General features: G+C 36.5%; 14 protein-coding genes. 9 read left to right on the forward strand and 5 right to left on the reverse strand.

From position 1 onward, the window contains the following. Window positions 1-1,152, forward strand: a 1,152-nt coding sequence (locus tag BUE24_RS22040; protein WP_139242086.1) for a T9SS type A sorting domain-containing protein, incomplete at its 5' end; no start/stop codon positions are given. A 196-nt stretch (window positions 1,153-1,348) separates the two neighbouring features. On the opposite strand, the gene BUE24_RS22045 is transcribed toward BUE24_RS22040, so the two are convergent. From BUE24_RS22045 to BUE24_RS22055, 3 genes are all read right to left on the reverse strand, one after another. Beyond that, on the reverse strand, window positions 1,349-1,534 hold the full coding sequence (locus BUE24_RS22045; protein WP_073321422.1) for a hypothetical protein: 186 nt from the start codon (window positions 1,532-1,534) through the stop codon (window positions 1,349-1,351). Window positions 1,535-1,700: 166 nt separating this feature from the next. Further along, the gene (locus tag BUE24_RS22050; RefSeq protein WP_073321424.1) at window positions 1,701-2,555 is read right to left on the reverse strand and encodes a DUF4249 domain-containing protein; all 855 of its coding nucleotides are present in this window, start codon (window positions 2,553-2,555) and stop codon (window positions 1,701-1,703) included. Window positions 2,556-2,558: 3 nt separating this feature from the next. Continuing rightward, a complete protein-coding gene (locus BUE24_RS22055) occupies window positions 2,559-4,964 on the reverse strand; it encodes a TonB-dependent receptor (RefSeq protein WP_073321426.1) in 2,406 nt (801 codons plus the stop codon). 160 nt (window positions 4,965-5,124) lie between these two features. Between BUE24_RS22055 and BUE24_RS22060 the strand changes: the two genes are divergently transcribed. From BUE24_RS22060 to BUE24_RS24115, 5 genes are all read left to right on the forward strand, one after another. Beyond that, window positions 5,125-5,664 (forward strand): RNA polymerase sigma factor, encoded by a 540-nt coding sequence (locus BUE24_RS22060; protein ID WP_073321428.1) that lies wholly within the window; start codon window positions 5,125-5,127, stop codon window positions 5,662-5,664. Next, window positions 5,664-6,209, forward strand: coding sequence for a hypothetical protein (locus BUE24_RS22065; protein ID WP_073321430.1), 546 nt, complete (start codon window positions 5,664-5,666; stop codon window positions 6,207-6,209). The genes BUE24_RS22060 and BUE24_RS22065 overlap by 1 nt, the downstream gene beginning before the upstream one ends. Next, window positions 6,193-7,278, forward strand: coding sequence for a hypothetical protein (locus tag BUE24_RS22070; protein ID WP_170864656.1), 1,086 nt, complete (start codon window positions 6,193-6,195; stop codon window positions 7,276-7,278). Before BUE24_RS22065 ends, BUE24_RS22070 begins: the two co-directional genes overlap by 17 nt. A gap of 64 nt (window positions 7,279-7,342) precedes the next feature. Continuing rightward, a complete protein-coding gene (locus BUE24_RS22075; protein WP_073321434.1) occupies window positions 7,343-8,005 on the forward strand; it encodes a hypothetical protein in 663 nt (220 codons plus the stop codon). Continuing rightward, on the forward strand, window positions 8,005-8,166 hold the full coding sequence (locus BUE24_RS24115) for a hypothetical protein (protein WP_170864657.1): 162 nt from the start codon (window positions 8,005-8,007) through the stop codon (window positions 8,164-8,166). The genes BUE24_RS22075 and BUE24_RS24115 overlap by 1 nt, the downstream gene beginning before the upstream one ends. An 85-nt stretch (window positions 8,167-8,251) precedes the next feature. On the opposite strand, the gene BUE24_RS23650 is transcribed toward BUE24_RS24115, so the two are convergent. Next, window positions 8,252-8,764: a hypothetical protein gene (locus tag BUE24_RS23650; protein WP_084549660.1), complete on the reverse strand. Its 513-nt coding sequence runs from the start codon at window positions 8,762-8,764 to the stop codon at window positions 8,252-8,254. A gap of 234 nt (window positions 8,765-8,998) precedes the next feature. Here BUE24_RS23650 and BUE24_RS22085 point away from each other — a divergent pair, with 234 nt between their 5' ends. After that, window positions 8,999-9,385 (forward strand): Fur family transcriptional regulator, encoded by a 387-nt coding sequence (locus BUE24_RS22085; protein WP_073321438.1) that lies wholly within the window; start codon window positions 8,999-9,001, stop codon window positions 9,383-9,385. A 78-nt stretch (window positions 9,386-9,463) separates the two neighbouring features. Here BUE24_RS22085 and BUE24_RS22090 read toward each other — a convergent pair whose 3' ends face one another. Then, window positions 9,464-10,732, reverse strand: a complete 1,269-nt coding sequence (locus BUE24_RS22090; protein WP_073321440.1) for a S8 family serine peptidase — start codon at window positions 10,730-10,732, stop codon at window positions 9,464-9,466. Window positions 10,733-11,170: 438 nt separating this feature from the next. Between BUE24_RS22090 and BUE24_RS23770 the strand changes: the two genes are divergently transcribed. Both BUE24_RS23770 and BUE24_RS22095 read left to right on the forward strand, forming a co-directional pair. Next, window positions 11,171-11,479 carry a hypothetical protein gene (locus BUE24_RS23770; protein WP_139242087.1) on the forward strand — a complete coding sequence of 103 codons (309 nt, stop codon included), beginning with the start codon at window positions 11,171-11,173 and terminating at the stop codon, window positions 11,477-11,479. A 151-nt stretch (window positions 11,480-11,630) separates the two neighbouring features. After that, a complete protein-coding gene (locus BUE24_RS22095) occupies window positions 11,631-12,848 on the forward strand; it encodes a GTP-binding protein (RefSeq protein ID WP_073321443.1) in 1,218 nt (405 codons plus the stop codon). Window positions 12,849-12,877 lie beyond the last annotated feature (29 nt).

A 12,877-nucleotide genomic window follows, 5' to 3' on the forward strand; every position in this document is an offset into this window, starting at 1 on the left:
GGAGATACTACTGCACCAACCACTAGTATTAGTGCTAGTGGAGGGACTACGCAAGCTGGTGATTTTACGGCCAACTTTACGGATAATGATAATGTTGGGGTAACGAGAAGGTTTTATCAGGCTTTAGAGAAATATGGTGATAACTGGTATGCTAATCGGGGTAATGGATTTTTTAATGATAACTGTAATGTGCTCTATTCTGGCTATACGATTGGAGCAGGAAACTGGTCGATTAGTAATAAGCATCTTCGGCAATCCAACACAGGTTCTGATAACACTCAACTTAGCTCGTTTTTATCTCAGAACTCAGGATTGCCCTATTTGTATGAGTTTGCCGCCAAAGTAGAATCGACCTCTGGTTCTCGTAAGTTTGGGATACATATCATGGCAAGTGATGGTAGTTTATCTCAACGGGGTAATTCTTACCTGATATGGTTTAGTGGCGAAGATAATAAGGTGCGTATTTATGAAACGGTGAATAATGTCCTTAATACCAGAGCTATTGGTGATGCGCCACAGGATAACAAATGGGCGAACTACAAAATTACCTATAGCCCAGCATTTGGAGTATTAGAAATCTTTAAGAATAATAGGTCTTTGTTGAAATGGACAGATACTTCTCCGATCAAGAATGGTAGTTCTATTTCGTTAAGAACCAATAAAACGGTTGTAGAGTTTGATGATCTTAAGGTGTACAAATTCAGAGCTGGAAATAGCCAAGTCATTACAGCAGGAAGTGCAGTGACCAAGGATATGAGGAGGAGAAATGGTAAGGTAAAAAGTCTGGTAAGAGATGCAACAGGAAACTGGTCTGCACCAGGAAATCTAGATGTAACGATTAGTAGTTTGTCTAAGCAAAACAATACGATAATAGATGATACTTTTCTTACGAATACCGTGGTGGTTTATCCTAACCCTACTAATGGTAAACAATTGATGCTTACCTACGATAGTGACTATACATCAAAAGCAACCATATCCTTATTTGATCTCGCAGGTAAACTAATACATCAAAAGTCAAATCAATCCGGTAAGGAGCCAGAAAGAAATATAGATATAAGCGATATGGTACATGAGATTCCCACAGGGACTTATTTCCTCAAAGTGAATAATGGTGCCCAAATTAGTACTACTCGTATCATTAAGCAATAGCTGTGAGCAATGATCTAAATAGAAAGAACCCTTCAAAACTACTACAACAATCCCAGTTTTGATTTGAATATTGTTTACCTGATCTAAAATTCTAAAGAATTTAGGTTTGCATCTTAGTTTACTCATTTAGGATAACCAACAAAAAGCGAGCATAAATTCATGCTCGCTTTTTTCTTTTCATATCGTTTACGAATAACTAGATACAAGGAGAGTTCCAGGGGAGTTCGCATAAACCTCCATTGAGCGGAGTAGGAATCCAGCTGATACCTCCGCATCGATAACAATCTTCTTCGGTTTGAGGCCAGGCACCTCCATGTATTGTTTTTTTCTGATTGGTGTCAAGCGTTTTTACTCCATTAAGATTTAAAATACGGTGTAACATAGTATTTGGTTTTAAGATTCGATAAATAATTTACATAAAAATTAGCTGTTTTGAGTATAATTAACAAAAAGTAACATTTTGATAACGAAGCATGCGATGCAAATACAGATTCAAAAAAAAGTGCCAGGCCCTAGGAACCTGACACTCGACATCAAACCAACCAAACCTATTCTTCTGTAAACGTATAGCTCGTTCTTACCACTTCAGTCAATCTGAAGTAACCGAATGGGTAATTATCTGGATTTGTTTCGTTAATACAGTTTCCTCTTACCGCAACAGGAGTGGATTCAAAAAGACCAACACCTCCTATTTGAGAGATTAAAATTTTGATATAATCATAATACTGTCTGGATATTCCGAAAAATTCGATATCTACAGTATCTCCTGGGGCAAAGGGCCCTTGGTTTTCTCCGTCCTCATCATCATCTTCTAGTTCATACCACCAATCGATTTCATTTCCATTTACGAACTCATCTTCTGCGACTTCTAATTCGGGTAACAAATCTCCTCTACGTTGAAACTTGAATAGGTAATTGTTCTCTTCATCTACAGGATCGGTAAACACAAGGTGAACTTCTAGAAGCTCCTCGTCGAACCCATCTTCTCGATCTTGAAAAACATTGGTAATATCAGCAACAGATGTCATGGTCTCTGTGGCCGTATAAATTTCTCCGTCATGGGCTATACGAAGTGAATAAGATTGCCCTAAAACAGGTACAAAAGAATCCGTAGTATAGGTTCCATCGTTCTGATCTGTAAAAACAAACTGTTCTTGAGTATTGGTATTGGTTATGTCTACTGTAGCTCCTGTTACTGCTGTGTTAGTATTGGTATCAAAAAACGGTGTTGATTTACGTAATCGGATTGTTTGTTCGTTGCCAGGAGTTCCTTTCTCCCAATCTATAGAGGCTTCTATGACCAGTCGTTCAGGACCTTGTTGTACTTCTACATCAATAACATCTTCGCAAGATGTAAATAAGATGGCGATTGTTACTATAAAAAGTTTAACTACTGTTTTCATGGCTTAAAATGTAAAGTTGTATGTTATAGAGGGAACAATACCAAAAATGGCAGTTCGGGTAGCTTCGTTAGCTCCGGTTTCCAGATTTTGTCCAAAAGAAATGGAGGCTGCATTTTTTCTATGATATAAGTTGTAGACACTTAATACCCATTCTCCTTTAAACTTTTTGTTTTGATATTTTTTAGGTTTATAGTTTAAAGAAATATCCATTCGATGGTAGGCAGGCAAGCGATCTGAGTTTCTTGGCGAATAACTCGCAATAGATAAATCCTCATACTCATATTGACCATTGGGATAGGTAACAGGTCTACCGGTTTGGAAGACCATATTGGCGCCAAAACTCCATTGATCGTTGAATCGATACGAGCCAGAAATAGAAATGTCGTGAGTCCTATCAAAAACGGCATTATACCATTCTCCGTTATTGATACCAGGCCCACCTGCAATTCCTCCAGGAGTACGTTGCTCTGATTTGGAAAGAGTGTAGGCAATCCATCCTTTGAAATTACCTTTGTTTTTGCGAAGTAACACTTCAAGACCATAGGCACGCATTTCACCATTTAGAATTTCGGTTTCAATATTGTTTTGTCCTATAAGTTCGGATCCATCGATATAATCAATACGATTGTCTACGGTTTTATAATAGGTTTCTACCTCCAGGGAATATTTTTTATCCAAAAAATTACGGAAATATCCTATGGCGTATTGATTTGATAATTGAGGTTCGATAAATGGGCCACTAGGTGTCCAAACATCCAATGGTGTAACCGATGAGGTATTAGATAATAAGTGAATATACTGAGCGGTTCTGGAAAAGCCTGCTTTTATAGAAGAATTCTCATTTAATAAATACGCAAGAGATATTCTGGGCTCAAAGTTCCCAAAAGTTTTTATTGCGTCACTTTTGGAAAAAGTTTCTTCTCCAATTTCTTGGCCTCTTTCATAAATCCCCAGCGTTGGATTATACACTACAGGTTGATTATTGGCATATTGAGCTATAGGTTGTCCTCCTAATCTTGAAAATGTACTATAGCGCAATCCTAGTTGTGTGCTTAAATTTTGTGTAATTTTATATTCTGCGTTGATGTATGCGCCACCTTCGATTGCACGTTTTGGATCTAATGTCAATGGGTTAACCGGAGAAGTATCTGAAGTAGTCTTAATTTGACCGGGATCAAAGTCATAATAAATTCCATTCACCCCAAAATCAAAAGTAAGTGCATCGCTCGAATAATACTTAACGTCGTATTTAAGGTTGTAATTCGTGATGGAAGAGATCCATTCAAATTGATCTTGAGAAAACCCTAAATCATAATCATATTTACTCCATATTGCCGACAGATTAGAAAATATTCTATCATTAAAAATATGATTCCATCGTAAGTTTCCAGAGGTATTTCCATAACTGCTATCAAAGTTATTTCCAAGTTCGAATGCATCTCTACCAAAATACCCACTCAAAAATAATTTGTTGTTTTTGTTGATCTTGTAATTTGTTTTAAGGTTGAGATCATAAAAGGATACACTGTTGTCTTCGCCTGACGCTTTTAGGATCAAATCGATATACGATCTTCTTCCCGCTACCAAAAAGGAACCGTTATCTCCAAAGAGAGGCCCTTCTGCAGTTAGACGGCTAGAGATGAGTCCAATTCCTCCAGTCAATCCAAAGTTTTTACTGTTCCCATCTTTTTGACGGATATCTAATACAGAAGATACTCTACCACCAAAACGTGCGGGGATACCACCTTTATAGAGTTTTACATCTTTGATGGCATCAGCATTAAAAACAGAGAAGAAACCGAACATATGCGAAGTGTTGTAAATGATAGCTTCATCAAGCAACACCAAGTTTTGGTCTTGCGCACCTCCGCGAACATGAAATCCACCTGTTCCTTCGCCATTGTTGGCTACTCCGGGTAGCATTTGTAGCGATTTTAAAATGTCTACTTCACCTAGGACGACTGGCATTTGTTTGACAGTACCGATATTCATCTTGGCCACACTCATTTCAGGTTTACGAAGAATAGCACGTTCTACACCTTCGGCCTTGACAACAACTTCTTCAAGTTCTGAAGTTAATTGATCAATTTCAACATCATGTTTTACATCTTGAGTAAGATCGATATTAATAGTAACATCACTGAATCCCATATAGGAAACTGTAAGTACGTAAGAACCTTCGGGTGCAGTAATAGAATAAAATCCGTATTCGTTGGTAACACCGCCAATGTTAGTGCCGTTAAGGAATACTGTAGCTCCAAAAATACTTTCTCCATTGCTCTTGTCGGTAATGGTTCCACTAACGGTGTGATTGTTTTGTGCCATTGATATGACGGAACTTAAAAAGAATAGCCACAGTAACCAGCGATTAGGTTGGGTAACTGAGGACAGTTGTGGTTGACTGATCATTTTTTGATTTTTTATGGTTTATAAAATTTTCACCATTAATGACAACCCAAAAAATAGAGAGTTGCATGAGCAAACTTTTTTTTAAAATTTTTATGCCTAGATGCAACCCTTTATTTTTTACCTTGTCTTTAGCAACATCAAGACATCAACCTAATACCCTTTGGAAACCGACATCCGCTTTACGCACAAGACCCTAGTCGAGCAATGCAAGGCAGGGAATAGCAGTTCTCAATTTGAGCTGTATGGGCTGTATGTGGATGCGATGTATAATGTTGGTATACGTTTTTTGGGAAGTAAAGAAGAAGCAGAAGATATCGTACAAGATAGTTTTGTAGACGCTTTTAAAAACCTGAATAACTTTAAGTATGACAGTAGTTTTGGAGCTTGGTTAAAGCGAATTGTCATTAATAAGAGTATCAATAGATTAAAGGCGAAGAGGATTCCCGTTGTGCCTATGGATGCACATGAATATCATCTATCGGATGAAACACCTTTAGAAACAAACCCGGTAGATATTAAAAAGGTAAAATTAGGAATTGCCAAATTACCCGACGGCTACAGACAGATCATCAACCTATACTTAATAGAAGGATATGACCATGTGGAGATTGGAGAAATACTGAATATTTCGACCAGTACTTCCAAATCACAATATCACAGGGCAAAGAAAAAATTACTAGAAATTATAAGCGAAATGTGATGGATAATTTTGAAAAACATATACGAGAGAACGCTGCTCAATTTGACGAACATAAGGCTGATCGCGCAAAACTTTGGGCACAGATCTCAGCTCAACTTCAGGAAAAAGAAAAAGAAACCAAAGTAATCCCACTTTGGAGATCGTCTTTATTACGTATCGCTGTGGTTATTGCTGTAATTGTTAGTGTGGCAGGTTTTGTTGGTCTGTCCATGTTTAACAAGAATTCTGGAGAGGATCAATATGTTTCGAAAGAATTGTTAGAAATCAATATGCATTATAAGGATCTGGTAGCCTATCAGGTTGAGTTGGTAAAGAAAAACCCCAATCTTTCAGAAGAGGATAAAGCCGAGTTTTTGTCTTTTATGGATGAATTGGACACAGAATATGAAACCCTTCGTTTGGAAATGCAAAAAAATCTGGATAATGAGCGCGTACTTGAAGCTGTGGTGGCTAACTACAAAAAACGTATAGAGCTTATTCAAAGATTACTGCAAAAGATAAACGATTCAAAAAAAATAGAAGATGATTATGGATACACGTTATAAATTGGTGCTCTTGATTGCTTGGGTATTATTTTCGATACCCATAGGCACCGCGCAAGAAAGAGTATCTAAAACTATAAAGAAGAGTTTTCCGCTTACCAATGACGGAGAGTTACTGCTCGAAAATAAGTATGGAGATATTACCATGACAGGATGGGATCAAGACAAGGTGTCTGTAGTAATCACTATAAAAGTAAATCATCGTAAAAAAGAAAATGCAAAGGATTTATTAAGTCGAATAACCCCGTTGTTTAGATCAGCAAGTGGATATGTTTCTATGACTTCAGAGATCACTAATAAAAATACGGGGTGGTTTGCAGACTTTTTTAACCGTAATAACCCTATTGATCTAGATCGAAGCCATATAAAAATTGATTATAAAATCTTTTTGCCGAAAAAAGCAAAGCTAAAAGTGACTAACCGTTTTGGAGATGTTTTTATTGAGGATTGGAGTGGAAGTTTGACTGCAATAATTGAACACGGAGATCTTTGGGTAGGAGAAGATTTAAGTAAAGCCGATATCGAATTGAAATTTGGAAAAGTAAGAGCGAATAATTTGAGTTATGCTAAGATCATGATTAAAAATGGTGAGTTGGAAATGAAAGATGCTAAGAGTTTGCAGATCAAAAGTGATGGTACAGACATGAAAATCAATTCGATTACTTCTCTAGAGATTTATTCAAATAAAGATGATATTGTGTTGGAGGAGGTAGGGTCTATTTATGGAGATTTAAAATTTACCACGATGGACTTAAATCGCTTAACTCAAGATGTGAATTTGATTATGAAAATAGCAGATTTCAGAATAAAGCATATCGCTAACCCCAAAGGAAAAATAGAAATAGAACAAGAATCTTCAGAAATCAATCTTAAAGTTTCAGGGTTTTCACATCGTTTTACGGCAAAATTAGAACAAGGCGTAGTGCGCTTGCCAAAATCTTTTGAAAATGTGAGTTCTACGATGTTGAACAAACTTAAAAAAATGCGTGAGATCGACGCTACTTTTGGAAAAGAAAGGAAAGGATTGATATCCATTCAAGGAGCAAAGGGTATTGTAACGATCAATGATTAAAAGATACTAGTTGTACTAACAAACAAAACTTCATTGTCAATAAAAATCAATTAAAACGAACAAAATGAACAATCAAAAATCGATTTTATTTTTACTATTATCTGCCTTTTCTTTAGGGGGGTATGCACAGGTGGATGAAGGTAATTACATCACTTTTAATGACCGTAGGAATGTGGTGCATGGCGTATATTTGGGATTCTCGATGGGTTATGGTGAAATTGAAGGAGAAGACACTTATGTAGCAGGATTCAAGTTGGCCTATGTGGCGAATCAACAATTTGAACTAGGGTTTTTAACCAAAGGGTTGTACTCCAGACAAAATGTTTTTAATCCTCTAACTCAGGATAACGCCGATCTTATTGCAGGGTATGCCGGATTTCATTTCGAACCTATTTTTTTTGGTAAATCAAGAGTAAGTCTTTCCTTTCCTCTATTTATAGGAGGAGGTGTTGCAGGATTTGTAGATCGCGATGTCGTAGAGAGTGATGAAGATAATGAAGTGGATGTAGATGTCGACGCAGTATTTGTGGTAGAGCCTGGTGTAAATGTGCTTTTTAATATCTCCCGATATGCGCAAATAGAAGCAGGAATTAAATATCGATTTTCGAGTAAAATAGAATTAGTGGACAGTCCTATAGATCGTATTAATGGTTTTACTAGCGAAATAGGAATAAAGTTAGGAATATTTAATATGGGTAGAAATCGATACAAAAAACAACTGGACTAATGAAAAGTAATTCAAAAGAGCAACGAGTACCTATCCATACGGTTAAGGTCTATGCAGAGGATCAACAAGTATTTGCTCAAAACGGCAACGAAAACTGGCATCCAATTAATTTTAGTTGGATATCTCAAGAAAATGGTTTTTCTAAAGGAGTTCATTTTTGATTAAATACGTATACCTTTAAAAAACAAAAGCAAGCTCAAATCAAATGAGCTTGCCTTTTGTAATTCTTAAAATAAAACAATCAGTTTATTCGCTTTTATCAGTTTCTTCTTCTTTAGCTTTTTCCTGATCTTCTTTTATCATTTTTTGATCTTCTTCAGTAATACGTTGGTGCTCTGCTGCCATACTTTGGTGTTCTTTTTCCATTGCATTATGGGCTTCTTTCATAGCTTCGTGTTCTGCAGTCATTTGTTCCAAAGTGATTTCTCCGGCTGCATGTTTGGTTTCTAATTCTGCATGTTTTGCGATTAATGCCTGATGTGCAGAAATAAGATTCTCATGCTTAGCCAACAAAGACGTATGATTCTTTTCTGTTACCAAGTGAAGAGAGTCATTTTCTATAGCTTTGTGAGCATCTACCATTTCCTGGTGATCGTCTTTCATTGTTGCATGCTCTTTGGCCATAGTCTCATGAGAGGTTTCCATTTCTGTATGATCTGCCACCATTACCTTATGCTCTGGAGTTTCTGCTGGATTTTGTTTACAAGAAGCTAATAAAAGTACTGCTGCAATTACTGTTAGTTTAGAAAGTGTTTTCATGATTTTGGTTAATTTATTTATTGTTCAAATCTATATAGAACTTGTTTTTTGTTAAATTATTCTAGTATTATCATTTCTTTAAGAAATATACGGGAATAGTTTAAATTTTTCATAAAATTATTCAAACAATTAAATAAATGTTTTGGTTTTGATTTGTACTCTTTTAGTGAAGCCATCTCTGATAATCAAAAAAATCCGTAATTTCGATAGCAGGAATCGGTTGAATAGTACATCATGGAAGTGAAGAAAACCAGGAATACAGAGAAACAAAATCTTGTAAAGGATATTTTGTCAAAAACAGAACATACCATGTCTGCTGAAGACATTATGGCGGCAATGCCCATAAAGGTGAATAAAACTACAATCTACAGGATTTTGGATCGTTTTGCTGCAAAAGGAGAGGTACATTTTGTGACCGGCAAAAATGGAAAGGCCTATTATGCATTGTGTAATGGTTGTGGAGTATCACACGATATTCATAATCACATACATTTTGAATGCCAGGAATGTCAGGAAGTGACTTGTTTACCTAATAAACTTAGTATTCCAAACCTTGAAGGGTTTACTATAAATGAAACACAGTTCTTGATAATAGGTGTTTGCAACAAATGTAAAGCATAAAAAAGTAAACCACCTGTTCTCCAACAGGTGGTTGTAACTACACATTCCCAATGTAAAATGAATAATGGAATTTCCTATTTATCTTACAGCAATGGGATAATTTTCTCCTCTATTACTTACAGAACCAGAAGTTCTTGGTCCACTACCTCTTGCATGCATGATACCTGCAACGTGAGGTGAAGCCATAGAAGTACCACTTAGAGTAGCATACCCACCATTCAGATAAGTACTACGTACACTACTACCAGTAGCAATTACATCAATTGGATTCATGTTGTAATTCGAGAAAGACGAAAACCCTCGATTACAAGTCATTGAAGCCACAGTGTATATATTTGTTCCATTTACGCATGCTGGTTGGTAACTAGCAGCATTTGCACTACTGTTTCCAGCTGCAATTGCTACCATTGTACCACCATTTCCTAAAGCCAATAAGGCACTACGGTAAGAAGAATTACTAGAACATCCAGAACCAAAGAATCCTCCTAAACTTAGGTTGGCAACATCTCCGGCAATGTCATAACGACCAACGTGGTTGATACCAGAAAGTATAGTCGAAGTACTACTTCCGCCGCTACATCCAAATACGCGAACAGGAACTACAGAAGCACCAGCAGAAACTCCTACTACACCAACATTATTGTTAATTGCGGCAGCAGTACCAGCTACGTGAGTTCCGTGACCGTTACAATCGTTTGCAGAACCTCCCACAAAAGATCTCGCGTAAGTAGTGTTTGTTACCACATTTAAATCTGGGTGATCCAAATCAATACCACTATCGATTACCCAAATCCATTGATCTTTTCCAGCTCCATTTGCAGCTCCCCCAGCTCTAGAAATTCCGCATGGTGTTTGCTGAGGCATTTTTACTGCAGCGTCACCTGTGATTGCTTCTTCTACCTCAAATTTAGGAAGCTGAACTACTCGGTCAAATTCGATCCCTATAACGCTAGGGTCTTTAGATAGTTGTTTAAATTCACTATCATTTAGTTTTACAGCAATACCTGAAATTTTTGTAGTGTAATAATCGATTACTTTAGACTGATCCACATTATTGTCTGTCAAAATCGTGTTGATTTGCTTCTTAGAAACTTCAGAGATTTCTCTTACCGCCTTGGCTTTTGCATCTCTGCTTGTAAATGATGTTTTGGCTAGAATTTTTGACGCCGGCTTGATTTTGTCCGGATTAAAAACAACGATATACTGATCAGGAATAATGTTGCCTTCAAAGCTCGAAGTTTCCACCGCAGACTCAACAACTTCTTCGGTAACAGTGTCGTCTTGACACGAAGTGAGTGCCAGTGCCGAGAGCATAGCGCCCATGGCAATTTTGCTAAAAGTTTTCATATAAGTTTAATTTGTGTTAAGACTCAAATGTATTAAATCAATCAAAAATATTCGTAGGGTAAAACCGTAGGGTAAGTAGCTGAAAATTAAAAAATAAGGTGTAATTTTGGATGAATCAATCAATTTATTGCAACAATGTTGCTTTAATAAAATTAGGAGCTTAGAAGTATTTGTTAGGAAAAATCTTTCAGGTTGTAAAGAGTAGGAAATACTTGTTTGCACTATATGTATTTTTTAACTTTTTTTAACATTTTTAACTAAAATTTAACTTAAAGTTAATGATTGATCCATTTTTATCTTTGGTTAATTCCCTTGGTTTGTTTAACCGGGATATTTCTTTTTTTGAACAAAATTGGGAGAGAAAACCCTTAAAATTTCAATTATTATAAAAGTCTTAAGATTTGATTTTTGATTAATTGGTATATTTACCCAATGGACATGAATAATAAAAGACGGATGTATTCTTATTGCTTTGTCTTAGCTTTTCTACTTCTTAGAATAGTTAATGTTCATGATTTTGTGCATTTTTCTGAAGATGAGGACCAAATCCATTGCGAATTGTGCGATATGGTTGAGGTGTCTCATAAAATAACTCCTTTCTCAAGTCCTACGTTCATTGAGTTGGAAAAAAAGGTTGACATCAATTTTCAGGAACTTACAGCTAGGTTTTGTTACGAGACCTCTGGATACTTCATCACTTTACCAAGAGGTTTATACAACAAGCCACCTCCTACAGTTATTTCCTAGAATTTATCTCTAAAGAATAAACCTATTTCAAAGATATAGGTGATCTATAGTTCATTGTCACTTGCCCATGAGCTATCGCTTAGCTGCTATGTACCTATTTACATAGATAGCTAAACTGCTAAACTACTTTTAATATCTTAATTCAAAATACATGAATAAATTACCAGTTACCGTATTAAGTGGTTTCTTGGGAGCGGGTAAAACCACTTTGCTGAATCATATTTTACATAATAAGGAAGGGCTCAAGGCTGCTGTCATTGTTAATGACATGAGTGAAGTTAATATTGATGCTCACCTGGTCGAAAATCAAAATACGCTATCTAGAACCGAAGAGAAATTGGTCGAAATGTCAAATGGGTGCATTTGCTGTACATTAAGAGAAGATCTTATGGTCGAAGTAGAGAAACTAGCCCTAGAAAATCGATTTGATTATCTGATCATTGAAAGTACGGGGATTTCCGAACCTATTCCGGTAGCTCAAACCTTTAGTTTTGAAAGTGAGGACGGAACCATCGACCTTAGTCGTTTTAGCTATGTGGATACGATGATTACTGTAGTTGACGCCTTTAATTTCTTAAAAGATTTTTCAAGTCCTCAATATTTGGTAGATCGGGATTTAACCAATATTGAAGGAGATGATAGAACTATCGTTAATCTTTTAACCGATCAAATAGAATTTGCCAATGTGATTTTGTTGAATAAGGTAGATTTGGTAACCGAAGAAGAATTAAATAATGTACGTGATATTATTGCTAAGCTTAATCCTAAAGCTCAAATATTTTTTACTGAAAATTCTCGGATTCCATTAGACAAGGTGATTCATACGGGGCTTTTTGATTTTGAGGAAGCAGAGAACTCGGCAGGATGGATACGTGAATTAGAAAATGAACACATTCCTGAAACTGAAGAATATGGAATAGGATCGTTCGTCTTTAGAAGTCGGAAACCGTTTCATCCTGATCGATTTTTAGATTTTGCCAGAGCTACTTTTCCCACCAATGTGATACGTAGTAAGGGGTTATTTTGGCTGGCATCCAGATCTGACCAAGCTTTGATATGGAGTTCTGCTGGCGGATCTTTAAAAACAGATCCTGCTGGAGTTTGGTGGGCCTCTATGCCTTTCAATGAGCGGATGAATTATCCGATGTTTTTACAAAATCAAGATATGATAGAATCTGAGTGGGACACAGTCTATGGAGATCGTAAAATTGAATTGGTCTTTATTGGGCAACACTTGGATGTAGGCGAGATTACTGCTCAGCTAGAAAAATGTTTGCTTACTCATAAAGAGAGTATTGCCTGGAAAAGCGGACTATTTGGAAATACAGATAATTGGCCAATCAGTAGATACCAGGAAAATTCATTTTAGTGCAAGTAGTTTTGGCTAGTTTGAATTGT

Source organism: Aquimarina spongiae, assembly GCF_900141785.1.
GTDB lineage: Bacteria > Bacteroidota > Bacteroidia > Flavobacteriales > Flavobacteriaceae > Aquimarina > Aquimarina spongiae.

Excerpts from the sequence above, each read along its gene's own strand:
- BUE24_RS23770 (WP_139242087.1), top strand. The coding sequence starts at position 11,171 with ATGAATAATAAAAGACGGATGTATTCTTATTGCTTTGTCTTAGCTTTT.
- BUE24_RS22055 (WP_073321426.1), bottom strand. The coding sequence starts at position 4,964 with ATGATCAGTCAACCACAACTGTCCTCAGTTACCCAACCTAATCGCTGG.
- BUE24_RS22065 (WP_073321430.1), top strand. The coding sequence starts at position 5,664 with ATGGATAATTTTGAAAAACATATACGAGAGAACGCTGCTCAATTTGAC.
- BUE24_RS24115 (WP_170864657.1), top strand. The coding sequence starts at position 8,005 with ATGAAAAGTAATTCAAAAGAGCAACGAGTACCTATCCATACGGTTAAG.
- BUE24_RS23650 (WP_084549660.1), bottom strand. The coding sequence starts at position 8,764 with ATGAAAACACTTTCTAAACTAACAGTAATTGCAGCAGTACTTTTATTA.
- BUE24_RS22085 (WP_073321438.1), top strand. The coding sequence starts at position 8,999 with ATGGAAGTGAAGAAAACCAGGAATACAGAGAAACAAAATCTTGTAAAG.
- BUE24_RS22045 (WP_073321422.1), bottom strand. The coding sequence starts at position 1,534 with ATGTTACACCGTATTTTAAATCTTAATGGAGTAAAAACGCTTGACACC.
- BUE24_RS22095 (WP_073321443.1), top strand. The coding sequence starts at position 11,631 with ATGAATAAATTACCAGTTACCGTATTAAGTGGTTTCTTGGGAGCGGGT.
- BUE24_RS22070 (WP_170864656.1), top strand. The coding sequence starts at position 6,193 with ATGGATACACGTTATAAATTGGTGCTCTTGATTGCTTGGGTATTATTT.
- BUE24_RS22075 (WP_073321434.1), top strand. The coding sequence starts at position 7,343 with ATGAACAATCAAAAATCGATTTTATTTTTACTATTATCTGCCTTTTCT.
- BUE24_RS22090 (WP_073321440.1), bottom strand. The coding sequence starts at position 10,732 with ATGAAAACTTTTAGCAAAATTGCCATGGGCGCTATGCTCTCGGCACTG.
- BUE24_RS22050 (WP_073321424.1), bottom strand. The coding sequence starts at position 2,555 with ATGAAAACAGTAGTTAAACTTTTTATAGTAACAATCGCCATCTTATTT.